The sequence below is a fragment of the Streptomyces sp. NPDC020490 genome (genome assembly GCF_044335305.1).
Taxonomy (GTDB): Bacteria; Actinomycetota; Actinomycetes; order Streptomycetales; family Streptomycetaceae; genus Streptomyces.
Genome location: NZ_JBIRUY010000048.1, coordinates 15,979 through 28,770 on the forward strand (window position 1 = coordinate 15,979; position 12,792 = coordinate 28,770).

12 protein-coding genes and 1 tRNA gene are annotated in these 12,792 nt (G+C 71.7%); 10 read left to right on the forward strand and 3 right to left on the reverse strand.

The window, feature by feature from the left end; all coding sequences use genetic code 11:
• The first annotated feature begins 196 nt into the window (after positions 1 to 196).
• The 6 genes from ACH4ZX_RS35565 to ACH4ZX_RS35590 all read left to right on the forward strand — a co-directional run bounded on the left by ACH4ZX_RS35565 (position 197) and on the right by ACH4ZX_RS35590 (position 4,632).
• Entirely contained in the window at positions 197 to 634 is a 438-nt protein-coding gene (locus ACH4ZX_RS35565; protein ID WP_398282225.1) for a DUF3052 domain-containing protein, read from the forward strand.
• Positions 635 to 742: 108 nt separating this feature from the next.
• Positions 743 to 1,201, forward strand: a complete 459-nt coding sequence (locus ACH4ZX_RS35570) for a peroxiredoxin (protein WP_398282228.1) — start codon at positions 743 to 745, stop codon at positions 1,199 to 1,201.
• A 114-nt stretch (positions 1,202 to 1,315) separates the two neighbouring features.
• A complete protein-coding gene (locus tag ACH4ZX_RS35575) occupies positions 1,316 to 1,891 on the forward strand; it encodes a TerD family protein (RefSeq protein ID WP_398282231.1) in 576 nt (191 codons plus the stop codon).
• 118 nt (positions 1,892 to 2,009) lie between these two features.
• A complete protein-coding gene (locus tag ACH4ZX_RS35580) occupies positions 2,010 to 2,585 on the forward strand; it encodes a TerD family protein (RefSeq protein WP_398282234.1) in 576 nt (191 codons plus the stop codon).
• 78 nt (positions 2,586 to 2,663) lie between these two features.
• Positions 2,664 to 3,809: a DUF475 domain-containing protein gene (locus ACH4ZX_RS35585; RefSeq protein WP_398282236.1), complete on the forward strand. Its 1,146-nt coding sequence runs from the start codon at positions 2,664 to 2,666 to the stop codon at positions 3,807 to 3,809.
• Positions 3,810 to 3,894: 85 nt separating this feature from the next.
• Positions 3,895 to 4,632, forward strand: coding sequence for a Tellurium resistance (locus ACH4ZX_RS35590; protein WP_398282239.1), 738 nt, complete (start codon positions 3,895 to 3,897; stop codon positions 4,630 to 4,632).
• Between the two features lie 4 nt (positions 4,633 to 4,636).
• On the opposite strand, the gene ACH4ZX_RS35595 is transcribed toward ACH4ZX_RS35590, so the two are convergent.
• Positions 4,637 to 5,455: a TerD family protein gene (locus ACH4ZX_RS35595; protein ID WP_398282241.1), complete on the reverse strand. Its 819-nt coding sequence runs from the start codon at positions 5,453 to 5,455 to the stop codon at positions 4,637 to 4,639.
• Positions 5,456 to 5,639: 184 nt separating this feature from the next.
• Here ACH4ZX_RS35595 and ACH4ZX_RS35600 point away from each other — a divergent pair, with 184 nt between their 5' ends.
• From ACH4ZX_RS35600 to ACH4ZX_RS35610, 3 genes are read left to right on the forward strand one after another with little or no spacing between them, the layout of a single operon-like run.
• Positions 5,640 to 6,806, forward strand: coding sequence for an HpcH/HpaI aldolase/citrate lyase family protein (locus tag ACH4ZX_RS35600; protein WP_398282244.1), 1,167 nt, complete (start codon positions 5,640 to 5,642; stop codon positions 6,804 to 6,806).
• Between the two features lie 24 nt (positions 6,807 to 6,830).
• A complete protein-coding gene (locus ACH4ZX_RS35605; RefSeq protein ID WP_398282247.1) occupies positions 6,831 to 9,518 on the forward strand; it encodes a phosphoribosyltransferase in 2,688 nt (895 codons plus the stop codon).
• Entirely contained in the window at positions 9,518 to 10,330 is an 813-nt protein-coding gene (locus ACH4ZX_RS35610; RefSeq protein WP_398282250.1) for an HAD family hydrolase, read from the forward strand. The genes ACH4ZX_RS35605 and ACH4ZX_RS35610 overlap by 1 nt, the downstream gene beginning before the upstream one ends.
• 574 nt (positions 10,331 to 10,904) lie before the next feature.
• Here ACH4ZX_RS35610 and ACH4ZX_RS35615 read toward each other — a convergent pair.
• Both ACH4ZX_RS35615 and ACH4ZX_RS35620 read right to left on the reverse strand, forming a co-directional pair.
• Positions 10,905 to 11,126: a zinc ribbon domain-containing protein gene (locus ACH4ZX_RS35615; RefSeq protein WP_398282253.1), complete on the reverse strand. Its 222-nt coding sequence runs from the start codon at positions 11,124 to 11,126 to the stop codon at positions 10,905 to 10,907.
• A gap of 41 nt (positions 11,127 to 11,167) precedes the next feature.
• Complete coding sequence (locus ACH4ZX_RS35620) at positions 11,168 to 12,544, reverse strand: hypothetical protein (RefSeq protein ID WP_398282256.1); 1,377 nt, start codon at positions 12,542 to 12,544, stop codon at positions 11,168 to 11,170.
• A 152-nt stretch (positions 12,545 to 12,696) separates the two neighbouring features.
• On the opposite strand from ACH4ZX_RS35620, the gene ACH4ZX_RS35625 reads away from it, so the two are divergent.
• A tRNA-Val gene (locus ACH4ZX_RS35625) sits at positions 12,697 to 12,768 on the forward strand.
• The last annotated feature ends 24 nt before the right edge of the window (positions 12,769 to 12,792 follow it).

The window sequence follows — 12,792 nt, forward strand, 5'->3', positions numbered from 1 at the left end:
ACAAGGGTGTGGTGGAGGTCACTCGCGGAGGGGACGGCGTGCCTGGAGTTGCGGTGACACGGCCAGGATCGTCACCGTTTCGGCGGTCTGGACGGCCGGGTACTTGCGCGATCCGCCCCGCCCGTGTGGACTACGGCCAATGCTTCGCGCACGCGCGTGGCTGAACCATCACCAAGACATGATCAGGAGGCAACCCGTGAGCGCGACCGCGGACCACGCGGAGGAGCGGACGAGCCCTGCCGTCAGGCTGGGGTTCCAGCCCGAGCAGGTGGTCCAGGAGATCGGCTACGACGAAGACGTCGACCAGGAGCTCCGCGAGGCCATCGAGGACGTCATCGGCAGCGACCTGGTGGACGAAGAGTACGACGACGTGGCCGACGCCGTGGTGCTGTGGTTCCGCGACGAGGACGGCGACCTGACGGACGCGCTGGTGGACGCCACCACGTACGTCGAAGAAGGCGGCTCGATCCTGCTGCTGACCCCGAAGACAGGCCGGGACGGCTACGTGGAGCCGAGCGACATCTCCGAAGCCGCGACGACGGCGGGGCTGTCCGCCTCCAAGAGCGTCAGCGTGGGCAAGGACTGGAGCGGCAGCCGGCTGGTGACGCCCAAGGCGGCCAAGACCAAGAAGTGACACGCCCGGGGCGGGCCGGTGCGACCGGCCCGTCCGTCGGCGTCCCGTGATCGCTGCGTAGGGTGGTGCCACCACCCAGACAGCCCCACCGGAAGGGACGTACGACCCATGGCGATCCAGGTCGGAGACAAGGCCCCCGACTTCGAGCTGAAGGACAACCACGGCCGCACCGTGAAGCTGTCCGACTTCCGCGGTGACAAGAACGTCGTCCTGCTCTTCTACCCGTTCGCCTTCACCGGCGTGTGCACCGGCGAGCTGTGCGAGGTGCGGGACAACCTGCCGAAGTTCGCCGACCGCGACACCCAGGTGCTCGCCGTCTCCAACGACTCCATCCACACCCTGCGCGTCTTCGCCGAGCAGGAGGGCCTGGAGTACCCGCTGCTGAGCGACTTCTGGCCGCACGGCGAGGTCTCCCGCGCCTACGGCGTCTTCGCCGAGGACAAGGGGTGCGCGGTGCGCGGCACCTTCGTCATCGACAAGGAGGGCGAGGTGCGCTGGACGGTCGTCAACGCGCTGCCGGACGCCCGTGACCTGAACGACTACGTCAAGGCGCTCGACACCCTCTGATTTTGTCGCCGCCAAGGCCTGCGGCGGACGGGAACCCGTCACTAGGATCAAACCGTTGATCCGATGTCATAACGCGCGGCGGGGCTCCCCGCCCAACACACCAATGGAGGACTCGTGGGAGTCAGCCTCAGCAAGGGCGGCAACGTATCACTGACGAAGGAGGCCCCGGGCCTGACCGCGGTCCTCGTCGGCCTGGGCTGGGACGCCCGCACCACGACCGGCACCGACTTCGACCTCGATGCCAGCGCGCTGCTGCTGAACAGCTCCGGCAAGGTCGGCAGCGACCAGCACTTCGTCTTCTTCAACAACCTCAAGAGCCCCGACGGCTCGGTCGAGCACACCGGCGACAACCTCACCGGTGAGGGCGAGGGCGACGACGAGGTGATCAAGGTCAACCTCGCGGGTGTCCCGATGGACATCGAGAAGATCGTCTTCCCGGTCTCCATCTACGACGCCGAGAACCGCCAGCAGTCCTTCGGCCAGGTCCGCAACGCCTACATCCGCGTCGTGAACCAGGCCGGCGGCGCGGAGATCGCCCGCTACGACCTGAGCGAGGACGCCTCCACCGAGACCGCCATGGTCTTCGGCGAGCTCTACCGGCACGGCGCGGAGTGGAAGTTCCGCGCCATCGGCCAGGGCTACGCGTCGGGCCTGCGCGGCATCGCGCAGGACTTCGGCGTGAACGTCTGAGACGGGCGGGGTCTCGGCACACCGGCGCCGCACCGTTCGCGTGCGGCGCCCGGGGGCGCCCCCTCGCGGGGGACCGCAGGACAACAGAACAGGCAGCAACTCGGGGAGGACCAGCATCATGGGCGTCACGCTCGCCAAGGGGGGCAACGTCTCCCTGTCCAAGGCCGCACCCAATCTCACCCAGGTGATGATCGGGCTCGGCTGGGACGCGCGCTCCACCACCGGAGCCCCGTTCGACCTCGACGCCAGCGCCCTGCTGTGCAACGGCGGGCGGGTGCTGGGCGACGAGTGGTTCGTCTTCTACAACCAGCTCACGTCCCCGGACGGCTCGGTGGAGCACACCGGCGACAACCTCACCGGTGAGGGCGAGGGCGACGACGAGTCGATCCTGGTCGACCTCGCCAAGGTGCCGCCCCAGTGCGACAAGATCGTCTTCCCGGTCTCCATCCACATGGCCGACGAGCGCGGCCAGACCTTCGGTCAGGTCAGCAACGCGTTCATCCGGGTCGTCAACCAGGCCGACGCGCAGGAACTCGCCCGCTACGACCTGAGCGAGGACGCGTCCACCGAGACCGCCATGATCTTCGGCGAGCTCTACCGCTACCAGGGCGAATGGAAGTTCCGAGCCGTGGGGCAGGGGTACGCGTCCGGGTTGCGGGGGATCGCTCTAGACTTTGGGGTCAATGTTTCGTAAAAAGCCGGGTACGGCGCGGGGGAGACCTTTCCCCGAGCCCGGCTTGGGGGGACCCCCACCATACGGATTGGGTAGCCAGTGCTTCTGAAAACCTTCGGCTGGTCGTTCGCGGTCACCGCGCTCGGTCTGGTCGCTGCGGTCTTCTACGGGGGGTGGGAGGCCTTCGGCATCGTGGCGATCCTCTCCGTCCTCGAGATCTCCCTGTCGTTCGACAACGCGGTCGTCAACGCCGGAATCCTGAAGAAGATGAACGCCTTCTGGCAGAAGATCTTCCTCACGGTCGGCGTACTCATCGCCGTCTTCGGCATGCGGCTGGTCTTCCCCGTCGTGATCGTCGCGATCAGCGCCAAGATGGGCCCCATCGAGGCCGTCGACCTCGCGCTGAACAACAAGGACCGCTACCAGGAACTCGTCACCGACGCCCACCCGGCCATCGCCGCGTTCGGTGGCATGTTCCTGCTGATGATCTTCCTCGACTTCATCTTCGAGGACCGGGACATCCAGTGGCTGCGCTGGATCGAGCGGCCGCTGGCCAAGCTCGGCAAGGTCGACATGCTGTCGGTCTGCATCTCCCTGATCGTCCTGCTGATCACCTCCTTCACCTTCGCCACCCACGCCCACCAGCACGGCGGCGCGCACGTCGACAAGGCGCAGACGGTACTGATCGCCGGCATCGCCGGCCTGATCACGTACATGGTCGTCGGCGGTCTGTCCGGCTACTTCGAGGACCGGCTGGAGGAAGAGGAGGAGCGCGAGCACGAGGAGGAGGAAGAGGCCGAGCGGACCGGCAAGAAGAAACCCGCCGTCGTCCTCGCCGGCCAGGCCGCGTTCTTCATGTTCCTCTACCTCGAGGTGCTGGACGCGTCCTTCTCCTTCGACGGAGTGATCGGCGCGTTCGCCATCACCAACGACATCGTCCTGATGGCGCTCGGCCTGGGCATCGGCGCGATGTACGTGCGGTCGCTGACGGTCTACCTGGTCCGCCAGGGCACCCTCGACGACTACGTCTACCTCGAGCACGGCGCGCACTACGCGATCGGCGCCCTCGCCGTGATCCTCATGGTCACCATCCAGTACCAGATCAACGAGGTCATCACCGGCCTGGTCGGCGTCATCCTGATCGCCTGGTCCTTCTGGTCCTCCGTGCGCCGCAACAACGCGCTCGCCGGGTCCGGGGGAAACGCCGGCTCGGACGAGAAGACTGAGGTCTCCTCCGGGGTGTGACGGCCCCGCGGGGGAGGGAACGCTCTGTGCGGGGCGGCCGGACCACCCGGCCGCCCCGAAGGCTTTCAGCGGACGTGGGGGCGGAATGGGCTTCTTGGACGGACTGTGGCGCGGACGCGACACCGACTTCGACTCGGGCAGCGCGGCCAGCAACGCCATCGAGCTGACCAAACGGCACCGCCAGGTCTCGCTCACCAAGCAGGGCGCGGCCACCGGGAACCTGCGCATCAACCTCACCTGGCGGATGCGGACCAGCGACCTCGGCGGCCCGCAGCGGGAGTCCCTGCTGCGCCACCCCTTCAAGGCGCTCAAGCCGCCGGAGATCATGGGACACAGCCAGAGCATGGTCAACGTCGACCTCGACCTGGGCTGCCTCTACGAGCTCGAGGACGGCTCCAAGGGCGTGGTCCAGCCGCTCGGCGGCTACTTCGGCGACGTCAACGGGGCGCCGTACGTCAAACTCAGCGGCGACGACCGCTTCGGGTCGGCGTCCGGCGAGACGATCTACGTCAACCTCGACCACCGCGAGGCCATCAAACGACTGCTGGTCTTCGTCTACATATACGACCAGACGCCCGCCTTCGACCGTACGCAGGCGATGGTGACCCTCTACCCCAGCAACGGACCCCGGATCGAGATAGGCCTCGACGAACGCCATCCCCAGGCCCGGTCCTGCGCCGTGGTCATGATCGAGAACGTCAAGGGGGAACTCTTCGTGCGCCGCGAGGTGAAGTTCGTCTACGGCTTCCAGGCCGAACTCGACCGGCTGTACGGGTGGGGACTGCAGTGGGGACGCGGCTACAAGACGAAGGCGGAACGGTGACCGGCTACGGCCGGATGAACTGAGGCCCCTGCGGCGGCAGCCGGAAGTCCGGGTCCGGCGCCGCCGTCGCCGCGGGCGGGTAGCCGTAGCCGGAACGGGCGGCCGTGACGGCCGGCTGGTGCGGGTAGCCGTACGCCGTGGTCGGCGGCGGCTGCTGGGTCGTCGGCGCCGACGGCGGATAGCCGTACCCCGGCTGGGCCGGGACCGCCGCCGTGGGCTGCTCCGGAGGCAGGGCCCGGGAGACCTCCGGCGTGGACGCCGGCTGCGGCGCCGCTTCCTCCGACTCGTCCACCGAGATGCCGAAGTCCGTGGCCAGACCCTTCAGGCCGTTGACGTACCCCTCGCCCAGCGCGCGGAACTTCCAGCCCTCGCCGCGCCGGTACAGCTCGCCGCAGATCAGCGCGGTCTCCTTGCCCGTCTCCGGCTTGATGTCGAAGGTGACGATCGGATCACCGTCGGCGACCCGCGCGTCGTACAGCAGGATGCACAGCCCCGGCACCCGCTCGAAGGGGGTGTCCTCCGCCGACGCGACCACCACGATCCGGCTGACGTCGGCCTCGACACCGGCCAGATCTGTCTGGATCGTGTCGGTGGGGCCCTCGGCGGTCCGCTTCTTGCCGAGCCACCAGATCTTCCCGGAAGGGTGCCGGGGCTGGTTGTAGAAGACGAAGTCCTCGTCCGAGCGCACACGACCGCCGGGGCCGAGCAGAAGCGCCGAGGCGTCGACGTCCGGGACCCCCTGCCCGGGCGTCCAGCGCACGACGGCGCGCACCGTCGTGGCCTCGAGCGGGACGTTCGACCCCTTCAGCATCGCGTGCGTCATGAGGTCATCCTGCCTTCTCGGTCCTGCTCACGACAACGTGGGGGTGCGACGCCCTACCGTTGTGCCCACGGGCGTTACCGGAAATTCATGCCCGGCGGGAACCCCGGACACGTGCCGGTACGTACTATTACCGGCCACCTGTTCTCAAATTCCACAGGCTTGTCTTGCGCCACGGGGGAGTTCCATGCGTCATTTCGGGCACATCGCCCCTGAGGTGCGACAGCGCCTCTTCCACCAGGAGCCGTGCGGGTTCACCGCCGACTCCCCGGCCCGGGTGCTGTCCGCAGCCCTGGGCGCCACCCTCTACAGCCCCGCCACCCGCCCCCACCTCGCCGACGACATCGTCAAGCAGGCCCGGAACGGCGTGATCTCGATGGTGCTGTGCCTGGAGGACTCCATCGACGACGCGGACGTGCTGGCCGGCGAGGAGAACCTGGTCAGCCAGTTCGCCGAACTCGACCGCCAGGACGGCCGGAACCTGCCCATGCTGTTCATCCGGGTCCGCACCCCCGAACAGATACCCGATCTGGTCCGCCGCCTCGGCCCCACCGTCCGGCTGCTGTCCGGATTCGTGTTCCCGAAGTTCACCGAGGAGCGGGGCATCCCCTTCCTCGAGGCCCTGGCGAGCGCCGAGGCGGCGAGCGGCCGGCGGCTGTTCGCCATGCCCGTCCTCGAATCGCCGGAACTGCTCTACCGGGAGTCGCGCGTGGAGACCCTGGAGGGCATCTTCCGCGCCGTCGACAAGTACCGCGACCGCGTCCTCGCGCTGCGCCTGGGCGTCACCGACTTCTGCTCCTCCTACGGCCTGCGCCGCGCCCCCGACATGACGGCGTACGACGTCCAGATCGTCGCCTCCGTCATCGCCGACGTGGTCAACATGCTGGGCCGCGCCGACGGCACCGGCTTCACGGTGACCGGCCCAGTCTGGGAGTACTTCCGCGTCCCGGAGCGCATGTTCAAGCCGATGCTGCGCACCAGCCCCTTCCTCGAGGGGCAGGCCGTCGAACTGCGCGAGAGACTGATCGAGCACGCCATGGACGGGCTGCTGAGGGAGATCTCCCTGGACCAGGCCAACGGTCTGATGGGCAAGACCTGCATCCACCCCTCCCACGTGCTGCCCGTGCACGCGCTGTCCGTGGTCAGCCACGAGGAGTTCAGCGACGCCGCGGACATCCTGCGTCCCGAGCGCGGCGGCGGGGGTGTGCTGAGATCCGCGTACACGAACAAGATGAACGAGGTGAAGCCGCACCGCGCCTGGGCCGAGCGCACCATGCTGCGGGCCGAGGTCTTCGGCGTCGCGAACGAGGACGTCAGCTTCGTGGACCTGCTCGCCGCCGGAATCCCCGGCTGAGCCCACCTCATCACCTAGGGACGCATGAACAACGCAGTCAACAACCGGGTCTGGTCCGGCAGCTGGGTCGCCGAGCGGCTCGGCGTCGAACTCACGGGCGACGACAGGCTGACCGGCATGCTGGGGCTCGCGCTGCGCCGCAACCCCAAGCGGGCCCACCTGCTCGTCTCCAACGTGCTCGGCAAGCACGTACCGCAGGCGCCGTCCGTCGTCTACGGCCACGGCTTCGCGCTCGGCCGCCGGGTGCGCGACCTGCTGGGCCCCGACGACGCCCGCGCCGCCGTCGTCCTCGGCTACGCCGAGACCGCCACCGGCCTCGGCCACTCCGTCGCCGACGGCCTCGGCACCGCCCCCTACCTCCACTCCACCCGCCGCCCGGTCCCCGGCGTCGCCCCCGCCGGCGGCTTCGAGGAGTCCCACTCGCACGCCACCTCCCACCTGCTGCTCCCCGAGGACCCGGCCCTGCTGGCCGGCGACGGGCCGCTGGTCCTGGTCGACGACGAGTTCTCCACCGGCAACACGGTGCTGAACACCGTCCGCGACCTCCACCAGCGCTATCCGCGTCCCAGGTACGTCGTCGTCGCCCTGGTCGACATGCGCTCGGCCGCGGACGCCCGGCGGCTCGAGGACTTCGCCCGGGACATCGGCGCACGGGTGGACCTGGTGGCGGCCGCCTCGGGCACGGTGCTGCTGCCGGAGGGGGTCCTGGAGCGGGGACAGGAGCTGGTGGCGCGGTACGAGTCCGGGAGCGACGCGACCGGCCGCCCCCGGGGCACGGCTTCGCCGGGAGCGGGCGCACGACGCGCCGCGCCCGCTCAGCGCGTGGGCTCCGAGCCCGGCTCCGGCGTCGGCCTTGAGCCCGGCTCCGGTGTTGGCCTTGGGGCTGGCTCCGGCATCGGTCCCGAGGCCGCCCCCGGCGTCGGTCCCGGCGCCGGCTCCCCGGGGGTGGGGGAGGCCGCGCGACCGGTCCCGGACCACCCGCACCCGGACCACGAGCCGGCCCGGCCGGCCGGCCGCGTCGCCCGGGTGGACCTGGGCTGGCCCGAGGACCTGCCCGACGGCGGGCGGCACGGCTTCACCCCGGCGCACCGGGCCCGCCTGGAAGGCGCGCTGCCCGCGATGACCGCCCGGCTCGCGGAGGCCCTGCCCGCCGACGCGCGCCGCGTCCTCGTCCTCGGCTTCGAGGAACTCATGTACGCGCCCCTCAGGCTCGCCCGCGAACTGGAGCAGATCGCCGACGCCGAGGTCCGCTACTCCACCACCACCCGCTCGCCCGTCCTCGCCGTCGACGACCCCGGCTACGCGATACGCAGCCGCCTGGTCTTCCCCGCCCACGACGACCCCGCCGACGGCCCCGGCGAGCGCTACGCCTACAACGTCGCGGGCGCCGGCTTCGACGCCGTGGTCGCCGTCGTCGACTCGGCCGCCGACACCCCCGCCCTGCACGCGCCCGACGGCCTGCTCGCCCGGCTCGCCGCCCACACCCCGCACGTCCTGCTCGCGGTCGTCCCCTCGTACGCGCCCGCACCCCGGTACGTTCCCGAAAGGCCCGCCATGCTGCCCGAGCCCCTTCGCGGCCCCGCCTTCTCCAGTTACCCGCCCGAGGAGGTCGGCTGGCTGCTGCAGGACCTCTCGGACGTCACGCTGGAGGCGCCGACCGAGGAGCGCGAGGAGGCCATCCAGAGCGGCGGCGCGCACTACGCCGAGTCGCTGCCGGTGGAGTACCAGCCCAGCGAGCAGTACCAGCGGCTGTTCCACACGGCACTGGAGGCGTCCGCGGCCCGCCTCGCGCAGGCCGTCGGCGCGGTCACGGAGGTCGTCCTCGCCGAACGGTCACCGCGCCCGGTGCTCGTCTCGCTGGCCCGCGCCGGCACCCCCGTCGGCGTGCTGATGCGCCGCTGGGCACGGTTCCGGCACGGCCTGGACCTGCCGCACTACGCCGTCTCGATCGTGCGCGGCCGCGGCATCGACGCCAACGCGCTGCGCTGGCTGGCCGCCCACCACGACCCGCGGGACGTCGTCTTCGTCGACGGCTGGACCGGCAAGGGCGCGATCACCCGCGAACTCGCCGCGGCCCTCGACGAGTTCGAGGCCGGTGAGGGCATCACCGGCTTCGACCCGGAGATCGCGGTGCTCGCCGACCCCGGCTCGTGCGTGCGCACCTACGGCACCCGCGAGGACTTCCTCATCCCCTCCGCCTGCCTCAACTCCACCGTCTCCGGCCTGATCTCGCGCACCGTCCTGCGCGCCGACCTGGTCGGCCCGCACGACTTCCACGGCGCGAAGTTCTACCGCGAACTCGCCGGCGCCGACGTGTCGACCGGCTTCCTCGACGCCGTCGGCGCCCGCTTCCCCGAAGTCCTGGACGCCGTCGACGCTCAGGCCAAGGAACTGCTGTCCGGCGACCGCACGCCGACCTGGGAGGGCTGGGCCGCCGTCGAGCGCATCAGCGAGGAGTACGGCATCCACGACGTCAACCTCGTCAAGCCCGGCGTCGGCGAGACCACCCGGGTGCTGCTGCGCCGGGTGCCCTGGAAGATCCTCGCCCGGGCCGGGGCGGGCGCCGACCTGGACCACGTACGGCTGCTCGCCGAACAACGCGGCGTACCCGTCGAGGAGGTCGGCGAACTGCCGTACACCTGCGTGGGGTTGATCCACCCGCGGTTCACCCGCGGCGCTACCGGCGCCGACGGCAGGGCGGTGACGGTCTGATGCCGGTACTGGTGGCCAGTGACCTCGACCGCACGCTCATTTACTCGTCCGCGGCCCTCGCGCTGACCATGCCGGACGCCCGGGCGCCGCGGCTGCTGTGCGTCGAGGTGCACGAGAGCAGACCGCTGTCGTTCATGACCGAGTCCGCCGCCGGACTGCTGGCCGAACTCGGCGACGCGGCGGTCTTCGTGCCGACCACGACCCGCACGCGCAAGCAGTACCTGCGCATCAACCTGCCGAGCCCGCCGCCCACCTACGCGATCTGCGCCAACGGCGGGCACCTGATGGTCGACGGCGTGTCCGACCTCGACTGGAACGCGCGCGTGACCGCCCGGCTCGCCGAGGAGTGCGCGCCGCTGGCGGAGGTGCGCGAGCACCTGATGGCCACGGCGGACCCGCTCTGGGTGCGCAAGCACCGGGTCGCCGAGGACCTCTTCGCCTACCTCGTCGTCGAGCGCGAACTGCTGCCCGAGGAGTGGGTGAAGGAACTCGCGGTGTGGGCGGAGAACCGCGGCTGGACGGTCTCGCTGCAGGGCCGCAAGATCTACGCCGTGCCCAAGCCGCTCACCAAGAGCGCCGCGATGCACGAGGTCGCCCGCCGCACCGGCGCCCACCTCACGCTCGCCGCCGGCGACTCCCTCCTCGACGCCGACCTGCTCCTTGCCGCCGACCGCGGCTGGCGCCCGGGCCACGGCGAACTCGCCGACGCCGACTGGACCGCCCCCACGATCAGCGCACTGCCCGAGCGGGGAGTACTGGCAGGCGAGCGCATCCTGCGCGAATTCCTGACCGCCTCCCGGGCTCCCCGCTAGCCGGGGGCCGGATCGGGGCCCCCGCTGGGCCAGGGCCCGGGGTCGGACCAAGGCCGGGCCGGGGCTCCGGTGTCGGGCCAGGGGCCCGGGGCTGGACCGCGCCGGTGCTCGGGGGCGAACCGGGGCCGGGGGCCGGAACATGGCTCAGGGGCCGCAGGGCCGGGCCAGGGCCCGGTGCCCGGTGCCCGGTGGGCGGAAACGGAGTCCGCCCCGCCAGGGCTCCGAAGGCCGGCCCATGGCACGAGGATCGGCCCCTGGCACGGGGGCCGGGCCAGGGCTCAGGGGCAGGCCAGGGTTGTGGTGTCGGGCAGGGTCCCGTGCCGGGCCCGTGGGCCGGACCGGGGGCTGGGCCAGGGCCCCGGAGCTGGGCCAGGGCCCAGGGCTGGACCAGAACCGGACCGCGCCGGTGCTCGGCGGCGAACCACGGCCGGACGGGGCCGGTGCTCGGGGCCGGACCAGACCGGGCCGGGGCTCGGGGTCGGGCCGGGACTCCGGTGCCGGGTCAGGGGCCGGGGGCCGGTGGTCGGGGGCCGGTGGTCGGACCGCCGGGGGGCGGCCCGTGCGGGGCGCGACGTCAGCCGCAGCAGCCTCCGCCGCAGCAGCCGCCCCCGCCGCCTCCGGCGCGGGGGGCCGCCGCGGGGGCGGCGGCCGTGCCGCCCACCGCGACCGTCGACAGGAGCTTGACCGTGTCGTCGTGACCCGCCGGGCAACTGGCGGGGGCGGAGGACTCCGCCATGGGACGGCTCAGTTCGAAGGTGTCGCCGCAGGTCCGGCAGCGGTACTCGTAGCGAGGCATGCGCACAGGTTAACCGGCCGGGCGCCATCGCCACAGGGCCCTCAGTGGCCGGTGCCGCGCTCCTCGCGGATCTGCGCCACCACCCGCGCCACCGTCTGCCGCACCGCCTCCGTCTCGGTCAGGAAGTGCCAGTAGTCGGGGTGCCGCCCCTCCAGCGTGCCGATCGCCCGCTCCAGCCGCGCCACCGCGTCGTCCAGCGGACGCGCGTGCCGCGGGTCGGGCGTGTTGCGCCCGGCCATCGCCAGCCGCTGCGCGTCGCGGATCGCGAACCGCGTCCGGTCGATCTCCTGCCGCGGATCCTTCTGCACGGCGTTCAGCCGCCGCAGCCGGTCACCCGCCGCGGACACCGACTCGTCGGTCGTGTTCAGCAGCGCCCGCACGGTCGCCAGCAGCGCGGTCGCGTCCGGCCAGCGCTGCGCGTCCCGCGCCGCCTGCGCCTCCCGCAGCTTCAGCTCGGCCTGCCGCACGCTCTGCGCCGCGTGCTCCGGCACGTGCTGCAGATCCTGCCAGCACGCCACGGTGAACCGCCGCCGCAGCTCGCTCAGCACCGGCTCGACCTGTCCGGCCCGCGTGGTCAGCGCCTGCGCGCGCGTGCGCAGCGACACCAGCCGGTGGTCGGTCTCGGCCGCCGTCTCCGGCAGCCGCTCCGCCTCCGCGCGGATCGCCCCGGCCTCCCGCGCGACCCGTTCGGCCCGCTCCAGGGTCTGCGGGACGCCGTGCTTCCCGGCGCCCTGGTTGAGCCTGGTCAGCTCCGGCCCGAGAGCGGCGAGGCGGGCCGCGAGGTCGTCCGCCTTCAGCCCCGACTCCCGCACCGCGTCCAGGGCGTTCGACGCGGCCAGCAGCCCCTGCCGGGCCCGCTCGACCGCCGGGGCGAGCCGGGCGAGCTGGGTCTCCGCCTTCCCCAGCAGCGGGCCGAGCCCGTCCCCGAAACGGTCCAGCTCCTGCTTGACGCGGGTCAGCTCGTCCTTCGCGGCGGTCAGTTCGGCACGCGCGTGCGCGGCGACCGACGCCTCCAGGTCGTCCCGGTCCAGATCGTGGGCGTCGACGGCCTCGATGTAGCGGTGACTGGCCTCGTCGATACGGCGGCTGATCGCCTCGAAGTCCGAGACCACGCGCCGGGCGGCCGGGGAGTCGTCGACGGCCGTGATCGTCTCGATCGAGATCCGCAGGTCGCGCTGCGCGGTGTCGAGCTCGTAGAAAGCGGCCGCCGCGGCGTCCTTCGCGGCCTGCGCCTCCGCCCGCTGACTCTCCGAACGCCCGCCGAACCAGCGCCGGGTGCCCCCGCCGGCGAACGCCGCGGGCAACGCCAGCGCGGCGGCGAGCGGGAGGGCGACGAGGGCGAGCGCGTCCGACAGCGCGGAACGGCGACGTGCACGCGGCACCATCGGCGGGTACGGCTGCGAAGGTGTCGCCGTCACATCCCTCTCCCCGTGCTGTCATCCGACCAGGCCGGTGCCCGGTTTCATTGTCCCACTGGTGGAGGACGAACACACGAGCCGATCAGTTCGCCGTACGGCGATACGGGATTGCGGGGCACGGCGCAGGGCAAGGTAGGCTGTCGACTCGTCTCGGGTGCGTAGCTCAGGGGTAGAGCGCCTGCCTTACAAGCAGGATGTCGGCGGTTCGAAACCGTCCGCGCCCACGTTGTGCGAAGACCCCGGCCGGG

Coding starts and splice junctions, on each gene's coding strand:
- ACH4ZX_RS35615 (WP_398282253.1), bottom strand. CDS start 11,126: ATGCCTCGCTACGAGTACCGCTGCCGGACCTGCGGCGACACCTTCGAA.
- ACH4ZX_RS35570 (WP_398282228.1), top strand. CDS start 743: ATGGCGATCCAGGTCGGAGACAAGGCCCCCGACTTCGAGCTGAAGGAC.
- ACH4ZX_RS35600 (WP_398282244.1), top strand. CDS start 5,640: ATGCGTCATTTCGGGCACATCGCCCCTGAGGTGCGACAGCGCCTCTTC.
- ACH4ZX_RS35610 (WP_398282250.1), top strand. CDS start 9,518: ATGCCGGTACTGGTGGCCAGTGACCTCGACCGCACGCTCATTTACTCG.
- ACH4ZX_RS35590 (WP_398282239.1), top strand. CDS start 3,895: ATGGGCTTCTTGGACGGACTGTGGCGCGGACGCGACACCGACTTCGAC.
- ACH4ZX_RS35605 (WP_398282247.1), top strand. CDS start 6,831: ATGAACAACGCAGTCAACAACCGGGTCTGGTCCGGCAGCTGGGTCGCC.
- ACH4ZX_RS35595 (WP_398282241.1), bottom strand. CDS start 5,455: ATGACGCACGCGATGCTGAAGGGGTCGAACGTCCCGCTCGAGGCCACG.
- ACH4ZX_RS35580 (WP_398282234.1), top strand. CDS start 2,010: ATGGGCGTCACGCTCGCCAAGGGGGGCAACGTCTCCCTGTCCAAGGCC.